The 15377-nt window shown below is 63.1% G+C and carries 14 protein-coding genes and 1 tRNA gene; 11 read left to right on the forward strand and 4 right to left on the reverse strand.

The features are described from left to right. Positions 1–120: 120 nt before the first annotated feature. Positions 121–196 (forward strand) — tRNA-Lys (locus MXAZACID_RS02045). A 205-nt stretch (positions 197–401) separates the two neighbouring features. Then, a complete protein-coding gene (locus MXAZACID_RS02050) occupies positions 402–1238 on the forward strand; it encodes an EAL domain-containing protein (RefSeq protein WP_083878410.1) in 837 nt (278 codons plus the stop codon). A gap of 118 nt (positions 1239–1356) precedes the next feature. Here MXAZACID_RS02050 and MXAZACID_RS02055 read toward each other — a convergent pair whose 3' ends face one another. Further along, a complete protein-coding gene (locus tag MXAZACID_RS02055; protein ID WP_008492373.1) occupies positions 1357–1788 on the reverse strand; it encodes a CoA-binding protein in 432 nt (143 codons plus the stop codon). A gap of 41 nt (positions 1789–1829) precedes the next feature. On the opposite strand from MXAZACID_RS02055, the gene MXAZACID_RS02060 reads away from it, so the two are divergent. Continuing rightward, the gene (locus MXAZACID_RS02060; RefSeq protein ID WP_008492374.1) at positions 1830–3563 is read left to right on the forward strand and encodes a glycosyl hydrolase family 17 protein; all 1734 of its coding nucleotides are present in this window, start codon (positions 1830–1832) and stop codon (positions 3561–3563) included. Here the strand turns inward: MXAZACID_RS02060 and MXAZACID_RS18120 are convergent. Both MXAZACID_RS18120 and MXAZACID_RS02070 read right to left on the reverse strand, forming a co-directional pair. Beyond that, positions 3551–3958 carry a GFA family protein gene (locus tag MXAZACID_RS18120; protein ID WP_008492375.1) on the reverse strand — a complete coding sequence of 136 codons (408 nt, stop codon included), beginning with the start codon at positions 3956–3958 and terminating at the stop codon, positions 3551–3553. The genes MXAZACID_RS02060 and MXAZACID_RS18120 overlap by 13 nt on opposite strands. Next, positions 3958–4536: a cupin domain-containing protein gene (locus MXAZACID_RS02070; RefSeq protein WP_008492376.1), complete on the reverse strand. Its 579-nt coding sequence runs from the start codon at positions 4534–4536 to the stop codon at positions 3958–3960. The genes MXAZACID_RS18120 and MXAZACID_RS02070 overlap by 1 nt, the downstream gene beginning before the upstream one ends. Positions 4537–4763: 227 nt before the next feature. Between MXAZACID_RS02070 and MXAZACID_RS02075 the strand changes: the two genes are divergently transcribed. The 8 genes from MXAZACID_RS02075 (at position 4764) to MXAZACID_RS02110 (ending at position 14184) form a co-directional block, all read left to right on the forward strand. After that, entirely contained in the window at positions 4764–5873 is a 1110-nt protein-coding gene (locus MXAZACID_RS02075; protein WP_008492377.1) for an ABC transporter ATP-binding protein, read from the forward strand. Next, positions 5870–6784, forward strand: a complete 915-nt coding sequence (locus MXAZACID_RS02080) for an ABC transporter permease (RefSeq protein ID WP_008492378.1) — start codon at positions 5870–5872, stop codon at positions 6782–6784. The genes MXAZACID_RS02075 and MXAZACID_RS02080 overlap by 4 nt, the downstream gene beginning before the upstream one ends. Next, on the forward strand, positions 6781–7617 hold the full coding sequence (locus MXAZACID_RS02085; protein WP_008492380.1) for an ABC transporter permease: 837 nt from the start codon (positions 6781–6783) through the stop codon (positions 7615–7617). The genes MXAZACID_RS02080 and MXAZACID_RS02085 overlap by 4 nt, the downstream gene beginning before the upstream one ends. Further along, positions 7617–8678: a spermidine/putrescine ABC transporter substrate-binding protein gene (locus MXAZACID_RS02090; protein WP_008492381.1), complete on the forward strand. Its 1062-nt coding sequence runs from the start codon at positions 7617–7619 to the stop codon at positions 8676–8678. Before MXAZACID_RS02085 ends, MXAZACID_RS02090 begins: the two co-directional genes overlap by 1 nt. Before the next feature lie 53 nt (positions 8679–8731). Next, entirely contained in the window at positions 8732–10081 is a 1350-nt protein-coding gene (locus MXAZACID_RS02095; RefSeq protein ID WP_008492382.1) for a glutamine synthetase family protein, read from the forward strand. Between the two features lie 147 nt (positions 10082–10228). Beyond that, positions 10229–11485: an FAD-binding oxidoreductase gene (locus MXAZACID_RS02100; protein WP_008492383.1), complete on the forward strand. Its 1257-nt coding sequence runs from the start codon at positions 10229–10231 to the stop codon at positions 11483–11485. A 67-nt stretch (positions 11486–11552) separates the two neighbouring features. Beyond that, positions 11553–12422 (forward strand): universal stress protein, encoded by an 870-nt coding sequence (locus tag MXAZACID_RS02105; RefSeq protein ID WP_008492384.1) that lies wholly within the window; start codon positions 11553–11555, stop codon positions 12420–12422. 202 nt (positions 12423–12624) lie between these two features. Next, the gene (locus MXAZACID_RS02110) at positions 12625–14184 is read left to right on the forward strand and encodes a Do family serine endopeptidase (protein ID WP_008492386.1); all 1560 of its coding nucleotides are present in this window, start codon (positions 12625–12627) and stop codon (positions 14182–14184) included. Between the two features lie 79 nt (positions 14185–14263). Here the strand turns inward: MXAZACID_RS02110 and hrcA are convergent, their stop codons facing one another. Then, a complete protein-coding gene (hrcA, locus tag MXAZACID_RS02115) occupies positions 14264–15331 on the reverse strand; it encodes a heat-inducible transcriptional repressor HrcA (protein WP_008492387.1) in 1068 nt (355 codons plus the stop codon). Between the last annotated feature and the right edge of the window lie 46 nt (positions 15332–15377).

The following is a 15377-nucleotide window of genomic DNA, read 5'->3' on the forward strand; positions in this document are numbered from 1 at the left end:
CGGGGGCATTTTGGGCGGGCTGGACCCGATCGACAAAAACTTTCCCCCGGGGGCTTTTCAAGCTCAAAATCAGCCGTTATAGAGCCGCCCACCGCAGCGCCTCACGGTGCCGCACAGGTTGGGTGCATAGCTCAGTTGGTAGAGCAGCTGACTCTTAATCAGTAGGTCCAAGGTTCGAATCCTTGTGCACCCACCAACCTTCCAAATTTTTCTAGACATACCGCCAAGCGCTGGAATGATTACCGGGGCTTAAGCTTTTCCTGCGAAACTTCGCGTCTGTTCGTCAGTCCCGTTGCGGGGGCTGGTATTTCAGTGGCGGCGGTGAAGGGAAGGCTCAAGTGTCAGCGGATACCGGGCTTTATCAGGCTCAACACGCAATTTGCCCGTACGCGTCCCCTTCCATGGGTGGACGTGGAGAGGGCGGGGAATGTGCTGCCGCCTTGCCCGGCCAGGACGGGATGCTGGCCGAAATGGCGCAGGCGATCCGCCGCAACGAGTTGATCATGCATTATCAACCGAAAATCCGGCTGGATACGCGCGAAGTGGTTGGTTTCGAGGCGCTGGTGCGCTGGCAGCATGGGCGCAAAGGGCTGATTGGCCCGTATCATTTCGTGCCGGCGGTTGAAAGCTCGCCGCTGCTCGCCGCCTTTACCGACAAGACGATCGAGCTGGCGCTGGGGCAATGCGCTTTATGGCAGGCGCGCGGCCATTTCCTCAAAATCGCGATCAATATCTCCGCGCGGATGCTGGAGGATGACGAGTTCGTGCCCCGGCTGCTGCGTCAGCTGGCGTTTTACGAGGTGCCGGCCGCGCGCATTTCGCTGGAGCTGACCGAGACTGCGCTGCTGGTCAATCTCGCCAAGGGGCAGGCCATGGTCCATCAGCTGCGCGACCATGGGGTGAGCCTCTCGATCGATGATTTCGGCGCGGGATATACCTCTTTTACTTATCTGCGTGAATTCATGGTGCCGGAAATCAAGCTGGATTGCGCGTTCGTGACAGATCTGGAGGTGAATCGCTTCAACGCCTCGCTGGTGCGCAGCCTGGCGATGTTCTGCGAGGCGCTGGGGGCGGATTTCGTCGCCGAGGGCGTTGAGCGCCGGGATGATTGGCCGACCCTGCTCGGGCTCGGCTGCCGAATCGCCCAGGGCTATTCCATCGCCCGGCCGATGGCGGGGGAGGATGTGCTGCCGTGGCTGCGCGAATGGGCGAAGCCGGCGCTGGCGCTGCCGGCCTGAGGTTCAGCCGGCAGGAAAGTTTATAAAGGTTTTGGGTGGGTTATCGGCGTTGCCAGAACCCCAGACGTTTTTGCCGCTTTTTTTTGGAAAAAAGCGGCACCAAAAAACTTTTGAGAATTCAGGTTAGGGGGCCGGCGACGCCAAGACGTGGCATTTCCATCGCCGGGCAGCGATTCATCACCACATTCAGCCCGGCGGCCCGCGCCTCCTCGGCGGCTTTCTGGTTGATCACGCCCAATTGCATCCATACCGTCTTGGCGTGCAGGCCAATCGCCTCGCGCACCGGCGCCAGCGCTTCCGAGGGGCGGCGGAACACGTCCAGCATGTCGAACGGCGCGGCTTCCGCCAGCGTGGCCACCACTTTGCGGCCATGGATCTCCGCCCCCGCCAGCGCCGGGTTCACCGGCACCACGTCATAGCCATGGTTGAGCAGAAAGCGCATCACCCCATAAGAAGGCCGGTCCGGCTTGGCGGAGGCGCCGACCAGGGCGATGCGCCTGGTGCCGGTGAGGATGCGGGTGAGGTCCTGGTCATTCGTCTCGTCGGTCATGTCTCTTTTCCAAAACCGGGCCATTGGCTAAGCCATTGGCCATGATCAAAGGTCTTTCCACCTGCGTGCTGCTCAGCCTGCTCACCATTCTGCTCTGGCGGGGGCCGAATCAGCCTCAGGCTGGAGATGTGACCATGCCGGCCGGCAAGTTCAACTCCTTGTCCTATGCCCCCTACCAGTCCTGGCAGACGCCGATGGACAAGGATTTTCCCACCCCTGCGGAAATTTCACGCGACCTCAACCTGATCAAAGGCCAGGCGGATGGCATCCGGACCTATTCGGCCATCGAGGGCACGCCGGCGGAGACGCTGGCGCGGATCAAGGCCGGGACCGATATTGCCGGGCTGGCGAAGAAGGCCGGCTTGAAAATGTGGCTGGGCATCTGGCTCAGCGCCAACCCGGCCGATAACGCCAAGGAAATGGCCATCGGCATCGCCGAGGCGAAGGCCTATCCGGATACCGTCACCCGGGTGATTGTCGGCAATGAGGTGCTGCTGCGCCGGGATCTCTCGGTGGATGATCTGATCAAGGATATCGACAGCGTCCGCGCCCAGGTGAAGCAGCCGGTGGCCTATGCGGATGTCACGGATTTCTGGGAGCAATTCCCGCAAGTGGCGCCGCATGTGGATATCGTGATGATCCATTTCCTCCCCTATTGGGAAAATACCCCGCTTTCGGTGGATGACGCGCTGGCGGAGATCGACTCCACCACGGCGCATTTCAAGCGGCTGTTCCCGGGCAAGCAGATTTCCATCGGCGAGACCGGCTGGCCCTCGCGCGGGCGCTGGCGCGGGCCGGCCGCACCTTCGCGGGTGAATGAGGCAGTGTTTCTGCGCCGCTTCGTCGGGCTCGCGGCCAAGGAGGGGGTGGATTACAACCTGATCGAGGCGTTCGACCAGAACTGGAAATATGAGGATGAGGGCGTGGCCGGGGCCAATTGGGGCATCTGGAACGCCGACCGGGTGCAGAAATTCCCGCTGAATGGCCCGGTGGTCGAGCATCCCTCCTGGCCCTGGTATGCGGCGCTGGCAGCACTTTCGGGCTGCCTGCTGTTCGCCGCGGTCGGGTTTCGCAATCTGCGGCTGGCGGTGCCGGCCTTTGCGTTGGGGAACGGCTTTGCCATTGCCTGCATGGGCACGCTGCCGATGCTCTATGATAACTGGCTGCGGCTGGATGCGCTGGTGAATTTGCCGCTGCAGGCGCTGCTGGCGGTGCTGGCGTTGCGCCGGGCGGATGCGATTCTGGCGCGCCGCCCGGTGGCTCCGGCGCGCAGCGGGGCGCAGGCGCTGGCGGGCTGGCGGCACCTGCGTCCGGGGCTGGATTATGGCGGGCTCTGGTTCTTGTTCCTGGCCTCGGCGGCGGTTTTTGAGGCGCTGCTGGTGTTCGATGGGCGCTATCGGGATGCGTCCGATGGCGGTGTTCATCGTGCCGGCGATGGCCTCGGTGCTGCGGCTCTGGACCAAGGACCGGCCGGCGTTGGGCTGGGAGGAATGCCTGGCTGGTGGCGCGCTGGCGGTGCTGGGGGTGGTGGATGTGGCGATCGAGGGGCTGGCCAATCTGGATTTCGTGATGTGGAATGTCGCGGCGTTGGTGCTGGCGGCCCCGGTGCTGCTCGCCTACGCGCAGCGCAAAAAAATAAAAGTTTTTGGGGTGTGGCCCTTTTTTCAAAAAGGGCCACGAAACGTCTGGGATGTTGGCACCGCTGCTGCCACCACCCCAAACGCTTTTCGCCGCTTTTTGAAAAAAGCGGCACCAAAAACTTCTATAAATCATAAGGCGGGGATTTTTCGAACGCTGGCAGCCCCGCATCCAATCCCTGCCAGGACACGCGCTCGCACACCCAGCCCTGCGTGGTCGGGCGGATTGCCTCCGGCTCGTCCAGCGAGCCCAGCGTCACCCCTACCGAGCGCCCCTCCGGGTCCGTCATGTAAAGCGGTGTGCCGCAATCGCCGCAGAACCAACGCGTCGCCGCCTTGGAAAACGCAAAGCCGCGCGCCGTGCCCTTGGTTACCGCAAAGCGGGCAGGGGGCACCTGCACCCAGGGCAGCCCCGCCGCGCCGGAGGCTTTCCGGCATTCCCGGCAGAAACATATATCCGCCACATCGCCGGGCAGATGCTCCAGCCGATAGGCCACAGCCCCGCACAGACAGCCGCCGGTGAGGAGCGCCATCAGAAGGTCGGCGGCGAGTTGGCGCTGATCAGCACGCAAGGCTCCTCGCCCTGGTTGCGGAAGCGGTGCGGAATATCGGAGCGGAAATAATAGGCGTCGCCCGGATTGAGTACGCGCTCCTGCACCCCCACCGTCACCGTCAGGCTGCCCGAGACGATGATTCCGCATTCCTCGCCCTCATGGCGCAGCATCGTATCGCCAGTATCGGCCCCCGGCTGGTAGGTTTCGCGCAGCATGCCCAGCGCCCGGCCCTTGGCCTTGCGCCCGACCAGCCGCATCGACATTTCCGGCTGGTAGGCGATCTCGGTCAGCTCCGCGGCGGTGAAGAACACCTCGTCCGAAGGCGAGAAATCCAATGTGAAGAAATCCGCCAGGGTCAGCGGAATGCCATCGAGAATTTTCTTCAGCGAGGAAATCGAGGGGCTGACCCGGTTCTGTTCGATCAGCGAAATCGCCCCGTTGGTCACCCCGGCGCGGCGCGCAAGTTCGCGCTGGGTCAGCCCGAAAATCTGCCGGACCAGCTTCAAGCGCGTGCCGATATCGTCCGTACTGGTTTCGGCCGGGAGGGGCACTGACATAAAACTTCGATCCTTGCGTTTAGTATTTTCAACAATTTACCTATAAACCTCGGCCTGTTGCAACAAAAAGCCGTCCGTTCGGCGAAAAGTCCTACCGAATATTCTTGACGCCTCTCAGGCAGTTAAGCGAGAGTGCGGCATTAACAAAACTTGAGGGTTTGCGTGCTGTGGACCAGAAAGCCGTATAAGAATAATCAAATTTCAGGCTGTTGGCGGAGGAAAGGCTGATGTCCTCCACGTTAGCCATCGCAGGTACCGAAGCCCAGACGGGGGCGCGCGGTGCAATCTCGCTGAGCGGGATTACGCGCATTTTCGCCGGCACGATTCCGGCTGTCGATCATATCGACCTTGAGATCAAGGCCGGCGAATTCTTCACCCTTCTCGGCCCCTCGGGTTGCGGCAAGACCACGCTCTTGCGGATGATCGCGGGTTTCGAGACGCCCGATGAGGGGCGGATTTTGATTTCCGGGCGGGAGATGCAGTCCGTGCCGGCGCATGAACGCCCGGTGAATACGGTGTTCCAGTCCTACGCGCTGTTTCCGCATCTCGATGTCGAGCAGAATATCGGCTTTGGCCTGCGCATGCGCGGGGTGAAATCGGCCGAGCGCAAGCAGCGCGTCGATGCGATCATGGAGATGATGCAGATCGGCGCTTTCGCCAAGCGCAAGGCCGCACAGCTCTCTGGCGGCCAACGCCAGCGTGTGGCGTTGGCGCGCGCGCTGGTGAATGAACCGGAAGTGGTGCTGCTGGACGAGCCGCTTTCCGCTTTGGATGCGAAGCTGCGCGCGGAATTGCAGATCGAGCTGCTGCGCATGCAGAAACGCCTTGGCATGACCTTCATCTTTGTCACCCATGACCAGCACGAGGCGCTGGTGATGTCCGACCGGATGGCGGTGATGAGCAAGGGCAGGATCCAGCAGATCGGCCCGGTGCTGGATGTGTATGAGCGGCCGCGCAATGTCTTTGTCGCGGAGTTTCTGGGGCTCTCCAATATCTGGCAGATCACCCCGATCAGCGACCATGAGGCGGAAACGCCTTTGGGGCGGCTCACCATTTCCGAAATGTTGCCGGCGGCGCGCATGGCGATGATCCGGCCGGAAAAGATCTGGCTCTATAGCGAGGACGCCGCGCCTTATGGCCGGCCCAACCAGTTTTTCGGCATCATCCGCGAAGCGATCTATATGGGGGCGGCGACGCAATATCGCGTCGAGGTCGGTGAGAACAAATTCGTGCTCGCTTACGACACCAACAACCAGGCGGCCGAGCGCAGCTGGCGGCCGGGGGAGAAGATCGTCGTTGAGCTGAAGCCGGAGAACATCATGTTGATCGAGCCATGAGCGGCGCTGTCACCGAAGTGGCGCTGGAGCAGGCGCGCCAGCGAAGGCGTCTGTGGATGACATCCGGCCCAGGATTATTCTGGATCGTTCTGTTTCTGTTGATCCCGAGCCTGGTGCTGCTGGGCATCGCCTTCATGAGCGCCGATGATTACGGCGCGCCGATCCTGCCGCTGTCGCTGCAGCCGTTCCAGCAGGTGGCGGGGTTTTCGCTGCTGGGTTGGGATGCGGGCAATATCTCCATCCTGCTGCGTTCGCTGCAGCAGGCGGGCATCGCCACGCTGGTCTCGGCGGTGTTGTCCTACCCGCTGGTGTTCTTCATCCTGTCACGTCCTGAACCCATCAGGCCGCTGCTGCTTTTGTTCATCGTGCTGCCGAGCTGGACCAACCAGGTGGTGCGCACCTATGCCTGGCTGGAACTGTTGGGGCCGAACGCGCCGCTGACCTGGGTGGCGCATCATCTGCATCTGGTAGCACCTGATCTGGGCATCGCCCCGGGCAGTTTCGCGGTGACCACCGGGCTTGCCTATAATTACCTGCCCTACATGATCGTGCCGCTCTACGCCTCGGCGGAGAAGCTGGACTGGACGCTGGTGGAAGCCGGGCGGGATCTTTACGCCTCCGGGGCCAAGCTGTTTTTCCATACCGTATTTCCCCAGACTCTGCCGGGGCTTTTGTCGGGTGTCATCTTCGTGGCCATCCCCGCTTTCGGCGATTACGTGGTGCCGCAACTGCTGGGTGGCGACAAGGCGTTGATGATCGGCTCGCTGATCGCCAACCAATTCACTGAAACGCCGGACTGGCCCTATGGTGCGGCGCTGACCTTGATCATGCTCGTCGTCACCGGGCTTGGGCTTGTCGCCTTCCGGGTGCTCAGCCGCAGGCTGGGCGGGGCCGAGGAGGCGTCGATATGATCCCGCGCAATGTCCGCCGCGCGCTGGCCGGCTTTTCCTGGCCGATCTATGTGCTGCTCTACACGCCCCTGGCGCTGGTGGCCTGGTATTCCTTCGCCCCGGCGCCGCATACGCAGGGGCTTTCGGTCTATGCCTACGGGGTGATGCTGCACGACCATAGCGTCTTCGCCGCCCTGCGCCGTTCGCTGATATTGGCGATCGGCTCGGCGATCATCTCCACCGTGCTGGGGGTGTTGCTGGGCTATGGGCTCTCGCGCTTCCGCACGCCCGGCGCGAAGGGCGTGCTGGCGAATATGCCCAGCCTGATCATCTACACGCCGATCATCATGCCGAGCCTGGTGTTTGGCATTTCCGAACTGATTTTCTTCAATTTCGTGCATCGCTTCACCGGCCTGCTGGGAGCAGGGCTGGGCACGATGATGATCGCGCATATCACCTTCCAGGTCCCCTACGTGACCCTGACCGTGTTCGCGCGCCTGGCCGGGCTGGACCAGAATCTGTTCGATGCCGCGCATGATCTCTATGCCAACGGGTTGAAGAGCTTCTGGCACCTGATCGTGCCGGTGGTGCAGCCGGCGATCATCGGCGGTTTCCTGCTTGGCATCACCTTGTCGATCGATGATTTCACCATCAGCTTCTTCACCGCCGGCCCCGGCAGCGTGACCTTGCCAATCTATATTTACGGCGCCATCGCCCGCAAGGGTGTTACACCCGAGATCAACGCCATCGGCACGTTGATGATCGGTGCCGTCATTCTTCTCGCCGTGCTTCATTTCATCATCACCAGGCACCGCGCCCGCGGCGCCGAACTCGCAGCAAAAGGAACCATCTGATGAAACGCCTCTCCCTCCTCGCCGCCGGCGCGTTGGCGCTGGGGCTGGTCGCGCCGCAAATGGCGAAGGCCGACCAGCCGACTTTGAATCTGTTCATCTGGTCCGATTATATTTCGGAATCGATCATCGACGGGTTCGAGCTGCAATGTAACTGCAAAGTCGTCGAGACGGATTACGAGAGCAACGCCGAGATGGAGGCGAAGCTGCGCGCCGGCGGTGATTCGCAATATGACGTGGTGGTGCCGTCCTCCTACTACGTGCCGGAAATGGTCGATGAGGGCTTGCTGCAGCCGGTCGATCATGCGGCGCTGACCAATTTCAAGAACCTCGCCGCCCGCTTCCAGAACCCGACCTACGACCCGGGCGACAAATATTCCATCCCCTACCAGTGGGGGACCACCGGCATTGTCTATGACCCGTCCAAGATCAAGGATCCTGGCGATGGCTGGGGGATTCTCTTCGACCCCAAGGTGAACCCGAACTATCCGTTCGTGATTCCGAAAGGCGAGGGACGTGACCAGATCGGTGCCGCCTGCGCCTATCTCGGCTATGGCTTCAACTGCTCTGATCCGAAACAATGGATCGAGGCGGCGAAGCTGATCAAGGCGACCAAGGCGCGGCCGAATTTCGCCGGCTTCGTCGATGAAACCCCGGCGCGCGACCAGATGAAGCACGGGCTCATCGCCGCCTCCATGGCCTATAATGGCGACATCGCGGGCTGCAAGGCCGATGGCACCTGCCTGAAGCTGAAATTCTACCTGCCCAAGCAGGGCTCCGAAATCTGGGTGGATACCATGGCCATTCCCGCCCATGCCCCGCATCCTGATCTCGCCAACGAGTTCATCAACTACATACTGGATGCCAGCGTCGGCGCCTCGCTCTCCAACTTCAACCAATATGCCAGCCCGAATGCGGCAGCGCAGCCGCAGCTCTCTGGTATCATGAGCTCTGAGCTGATCACGCCCACCGCTGAACAGATGAAGAATCTGCAGTTCCTGGCTCCGCTCACCGGCGCCAAGTACAAGCTGTTCAACCAGATCTGGACCAGCGTCCTGCAATAACCCGCGCGCGCGGCATCTTCTTGTTAGGTGCCGCGCCTTTTCATGAGGATAACATGAGTGAACAGATCAATCTGAAAGACTGGTTCGAGGAACATCGGATCACCGAAGTCGAGTGCCTGGTGCCCGACATTACCGGCATTCCCCGCGGCAAGATCATGCCGGCGGAGAAATTCATCAAAGGTGGCGCGCCGCGTCTGCCGGAGGCGATTTTCATCCAGTCCGTCACCGGCGAATATCCGGATGACCCGACCGACAAGCTGACCGATCCCGCGATCATCGACATCAAGCTGGTGCCGGATACCTCCACGGTGCGTCTGGTGCCCTGGGCGCATGAGCCGACCGCGCAGATCATCCATGATTGCCAATACGCGAACGGCACGCCGGTGCCGATCGCGCCTCGGCAAGTCCTGCAGCGTGTGCTCAAGCTTTACGAAGAGCGCGGCTGGCAGCCGGTGCTGGCGCCGGAGCTGGAATTTTATCTGGTCGGGCGCAATACCGATCCTGATTACCCGCTGGTGCCACCGGTTGGCCGCTCCGGCCGCCAGGAGAGCGGACGGCAAGCCTACTCGATCGACGCGGTGAACGAGTTCGATCCGCTGTTCGAGGAAATGTATGATTTCTGCGACCTGCAGGAGATGGATCTCGACACGCTGATCCATGAGGAAGGGGCGGCGCAGGTGGAGATCAACCTGCTGCATGGCGACCCGCTGCACCGTGCAGACCAGGTGTTCCTGTTCAAGCGCACGGTGCGCGAGGTGGCGTTGCGGCATAATATCTACGCCACCTTCATGGCCAAGCCGATGAGCAATGAGCCGGGCAGTGCGATGCATGTGCATCAGAGCATCGTCGATCCGAAGACCGGCAAGAACCTCTTCGCTGGTGCCGACGGTAAGGCCAGCCCCTTGTTCAAGAGCTATCTCGCCGGCCTGCAGAAATATATTCCCGCGACCATGCCGATTTTCGCGCCGAATGTGAATTCCTATCGCCGGCTCACGCGTTTTTCCAACGCGCCGATCAATCTGCAATGGGGCTATGACAATCGCACCTGTGGCTTGCGCGTGCCCTTTGGCGATGCGGCGGCGATGCGCGTGGAAAACCGGGTGCCGGGGGCGGATGCGAATCCATATCTGGCTTTCGCGGCGACGCTGGCCTGCGGCTATCTCGGCATGGTGCAGGAATTGCAGGGCACGCCTGAGCAGATCGGCTCCGCCTACGCGGGTGAGTACACGCTGCCGCGCGAGTTGTCCCATGCGCTGGATCTGATGGACCGCTCGGCGGAAATCCGCGAGGTGTTGGGCGACCAGATTGTCGATGTACTGGTGGCGGTGAAGCGGCTGGAATACGAGACCTATCTGCGGGTGATCTCGTCCTGGGAGCGTGAGCATCTGTTGCTGAACGTCTAAAAGTTTTTTGGTGCCGCTTTTTTACAAAAAAGCAGCGAAAACGTTGGGGGCGGTGGCGACGACGGTGCCACTACCCCGAACGTCTGTGGGGACTTTTTGAAAAAAATCCCCACATCCCCAAAAACTTCTAAAACTTTAGGCCCTCGGATGGATAACAATTATTACCATGCCACGCGGCGTGTGGATTTTGCCGCGCCGGCGTTGGATCAGGATATCGAGACGGATGTCGCCATTATCGGCGGCGGCATCTCGGGCGTTTCCGCAGCGCTGCATCTGGCCGAGCGCGGCTTTCGGCCGGTGCTGCTGGAAGCCAAACAGATCGGCTGGGGCGCGTCCGGGCGCAATGGTGGCCAGGTGCTGCCGGGCTTTGGTGCCGGGCAGCATAAAATCACCCAGCTCGTCGGCGCCCAGGAGGCGCGCAAGCTGTGGGACATGTCGGTGGAGGCGGTGGATCTGCTTTATGCCCGCATCGCCCAGCATGATATCCCCTGCGATCCGCGCCACGGCTATCTGCATGCCGCCCTGAAGCCCCGCCATGTGCGGGAGCTGCGCGAGGAGCAGGAGGCGCTGGCGAAACTCGGTGCGCCCGTCGGGGCGCTGCTGGAAGGGGCGGCATTGCGCGCCCGTCTCGCCAGCCCGCGCTATATTGCGGCGCTGGAGGATAAGCTCGCCGGGCATGTGCATCCGCTGAACTACACGCTGGGCCTGGCCAACGCGGCGCAGGCGGCCGGGGCGCGGATGTTTGCGGGCAGCCCGGTTGCGCGCATCGAGGAGGGCGATATTGTCACCTTGCATGTCGGCCCCCGCCGGGTGCGGGCGAAGCATCTCATCATCGCCGGCGGGGCCTATCTGGAGGGGCTGGAAAAGCGCCTGCGCGGCTATGTCATGCCGGTCGGCACCTATGTGATGGCGACCGAGCCGCGGGCCGATGTGCGCGCGCTCATTCCCGGCAACGAGGCAGTGGCGGATCTGAATTTCGTGCTGGATTATTATCGCCGCTCGGCGGATGACCGCATGCTCTTCGGCGGCCGCGTCTCTTATTCAAAGCGCCCGCCGCGTAATCTGGGGGCGGCGATGCTGGCGCGGGCGGTGAAGGTGTTCCCGCAGCTCAAAGATGCCAAGGTGGAGTTCGCCTGGGGCGGGTTCGTCGACATCACCCGCAACCGCGCCCCGCATTTCGGCCGGCTGGGGCGCAATATCCTGTTCCTGGAAGGCTTCTCCGGGCATGGGCTGGCCCTCACCGGCCTGGCCGGCAAGCTGGCGGCGGAGGCGGTGGCGGGGCAGGCGGAGCGGTTTGACGTCTTCGCCCGCATCCCGCATGCGCGTTTCCCCGGTGGCGAGGCGCTGCGCACCCCGGCTCTGGTGCTGGCCACGAGTTGGTTCCGCCTGCGCGATTTGCTTTGAGTTTGCCACTTGAGGCCTTAAGTGCAGTATAATCCGGTTACGGTTCTGTTCTTGAAGGCTTGAAAGCATGTCGGTTCGCAAATTCCTTCTTCCTGTCAGCAGCATGGAGTCCGCCGCGGCGGCGCTGCAGGCCGGGCTGCTGCTGGCCCGCATGTGGAATGCGCATCTGGAGGTGCTGCATATCCAGTCCGACACGCGTGAGATCGCCCCTTTCGCGGGGGAAGGGCTGTCGGGCGCGCTGATCGAGGACATGATGAGTGCGACCGAACGCGAGGGCGGGGTGCGTGTGCGCGGGCTGCAGGCGCTTTTCGCGGAGGCGACGGAAGCCGCCGTGGTGCCGATTGCCGCCGCGCATCGTGGCACCAATGAGCCGAGTGCCAGCTTCACCACCCTCACCGGGCGCGAGGAGCAGCTGGTGGCGCATAAAGCGCGTCTGGCGGACCTGACCATCGTGCCGCACCCGCTCTCCGGCGAGGATGTCTCCGCCGCCGAGGCGCTGCATGCGGTGCTGTTCGATTCCGGCCGCCCGGTGCTGCTGGCACCGGTGGCGCCGCCCGCCAGCATCGGCAAGCGCATCGCCATCGCCTGGAACGGCACCTCCTATGCGGCCTCGGCCCTCGCCTCCGCCATGCCCTTCGTGCGCCAGGCGGAAGCGGTGCGGATTCTGGTGTGCGAGGATTATACCCGCCCCGGCCCCAGCGCGCAGGAGGTGCGCGACTACATCTCGCATCACGGCGTCGAGGCCGACATCGCCATGTTCACGTCGGTGGAGCGCAATATCGGCGCCGGGCTGCTGGCGGCGGCGCGCGCCTTCAATGCGGATCTGCTGACCATGGGGGCCTATTCCACCTCCTCACGCCTGCGCCAGCTGATCCTGGGCGGGATTACCCGGCATGTGCTGGAAAACGCGCATCTCTCGGTGCTGATGAACCGCTGAAGCCGGGTTTTCCGGGCATTTCGCGGCAAATCTGGCGCTGATCTGAAACAATCTCCCCGCGGATTGAAACGAGCGCGCATGGGGGGTGAAGAAATGTAACCCCCGGGGCTGTTACAATTGAGATCGCGCCCCCCTAGTGGCATTTAAGTCACACATCGCCGTTCAGCGGCCCCATTGTCCAGTCAGACGCAGGAGATAGATCATGATCAAACAATACCGGACGCGTGCCACGGCTTCCGCTTTTGCCCTGCTGGGCGCCACGGCCCTGGCTGCTGTCAGCGTTGTGCCGGCGAGGGCCGCCGACCCGTCCATGGACGCGACCCAGGTGGTGCAGAAGAATTTCACCCCGGTGCCAGATTTCTCGCCCCTGGTGAAAGCGGTGATGCCGGCGGTGGTCTCCGTCGATGTGAAGCTGAAGCTGGACCAGGCCGCCGATGACAGCAGCTCCGGGCCCCAGGCGCAGAACGGCTTGCCGCCGGGCTTCCCGCAGATCCCTGGCTTTCCCCCCGGCTTTCCTTTTGGCTTCAGTGGCCCGCAGCAGCAGCCGCAGGCGGTTGAGGCCAAGGGCTCGGGCTTCATCATCGATGCCAACGGCACCATCGTCACCAATAACCATGTGGTGAAGGGCGCGAAGACCGTGACGGTAACGCTCTCCAATGGCGATACCTACCCGGCGAAGATCCTCGGCACCGATCCCAAGACCGATCTGGCGGTGTTGAAGATCGACGCGAAGAAGCCGCTGCCCTATGTCGAGCTGGGCGATTCCAAGGATGTCGAGCCCGGCCAGTGGGTGATCGCGATGGGCAACCCGTTCGGGCTGGGCAATACGGTGACGACCGGTGTGGTCTCCGCCCTGGGCCGCGATATCGGCGATGGCCCGTATGACCGTTTCATCCAGACCGATGCGCCGATCAATGAAGGCAATTCCGGTGGGCCGCTCTTCAACCAGAAGGGCCAGGTGATCGGCATCAATACCGCCATCCTGTCGCCCTCCGGCGGCTCGGTCGGCATCGGCTTCTCCATCCCCTCCGATATGATCAAGCGCGTGGTCACCCAGCTGGTGGCGCATGGCAAGGTGACGCGCGGCTTCCTCGGCGTTTCCGCGCAGATGATCTCGCCGCAGATGGCGCAGGCGCTGAAGCTGCCGATGAGCAACCCGAACAAGGATGGCGCGCTGATCGCCGCCGTGGCGCCGAACAGCCCGGCCGCCAAGGCGGGGCTGAAGGCGGGCGACGTGATCACCGCCGTGAACGGCCAGGCCGTGACCAATCCGGGCGATCTGGCCGAGGACATCGCCAATATCGACCCGAGCGGCAAGGCCGACATCACCTATCTGCATGGTGGCAAGTCGCAGGATGTCAGCGTTGCGGTGGAAGAGATGCCGAGCAACCCGGATGCCAGCTTCGAGCACGGCAATGGCGGCAATGGCGGAAGCCAGCAGAATGCCTCGCCGGCGGCGCTGGGCGTGACCTTGGCGCCGCTGACGCCGGATCTGCGCAACCAGCTCAACCTGCCGGATGATGCCTCGGGCGCGGTGATCGTGAATGTGAAGCCGAACTCGCCGGCGGATCAGGCCGGGCTGCAGCAGGGCGATCTGCTGGTCGGCGTCGGCGCCACGGATGTGAACAGCCCGGATGAGGCGGTGAACGCGATCAAGGCCGCGCGCAAGGGCGGGGCGGATGCGGTGGCGCTGCGCATCGTCCGCCAGGGCCAGGCTCTGTTCGTCGGCATCGCCCTGGGCGACGGCAAAAACGGAAACTGACAAAAGTTTTTGAGGGTGCGGGGAACTTTTTCCAAAAAGTTCCCCGCACGGGCCGGTGCCAGGGCACCGGCCTTTTTTATTACCCCAGCAACCGCCCGATCACCCGCGCGGTATAGTCAACCACCGGAATGATCTTCCCGTAATTGATCCGCGTCGGCCCGATCACCCCGATCGCGCCCACGATCCGGTCCTGCGCGTTGCGCGCCGGGGCGACGATCATCGAGACGCCGGCGGAGCCAAACAGCCCCGATTCGGCGCCGATGAAAATCCGCACCCCGTCCGATTCCTCGGCCAGATCCAGCAGCTTCAGCAGCGTCTCCTCGGTTTCCAGCCGCTCGAACAGAGCCTGGATGGCGGATAGTTTTTCGAGCTGGTCGATATCCTCCAAAAGCCGCCCCTGGCCGCGCAGAATCAGCGAGCCGGAGCGCCCTTCCTGGCCCCAGGTGGCGAGCCCGGCTTCGATGACGGCGCTGGTCAGCTCGTCCAGCGCACTGCGGTCGGCGGTCAGCTCGGCGCGTACCCGGCCGCGCAGCTCGGTGAGGGTGAGGCCGGCGAGCTGGGCGTTGAGGAAATTGCTGGCCTGCTGCAGGGCCGAGGGCGGCAGGCCGGGCGGGGTTTCGATGATGCGGTTTTCCACCTGGCCATCGGCGGAGACCAGCACCACCAGCGCGCGCCCCGGCGAGAGCGGCACGAATTCGATATGTTTCACCGGCCCTTCGCCCTTCGGGGCCAGCACCAGCCCGGCGGCGGCGGACAGGCCGGAGAGCAAGGTGGAGGCCTGGGCCAGCGTATCCTGCATCGAGCGGCCGGAGCCGGCGAGGGCGAGGTTGATATTGGTCCGCTCCTCCTCCGAAAGCTCGCCGAATTGCAGCAGCCCGTCCACGAACAGCCGCAGGCCGCGATCCGTCGGCAGCCGGCCGGCGGAGGTGTGGGGGGAGAAGAGCAGTCCGGCATCGGTGAGGTCCGCCATCACGTTGCGGATGGTGGCGGGCGAAAGCTTGTGCGGAAGCAGGCGCGAAAGGGTGCGGCTGCCCACCGGCTCGCCGGTTTCGACATATTGTTCGACGATTTCGCGCAGCACGGCGGCGGAGCGGATGTCGAGCCCGGGCGGGAGCCGGGGCGGAGGGGATTTCTGTCTATGGTCCATCGGGCTAGGCTCGGATAATAGCACGGCGCAGCAGATGTAAGGAGTC

Origin of the sequence: Acidocella sp. MX-AZ02 (assembly GCF_000306035.1) — a bacterium.
Taxonomy (GTDB): domain Bacteria; phylum Pseudomonadota; class Alphaproteobacteria; order Acetobacterales; family Acetobacteraceae; genus Acidocella; species Acidocella facilis.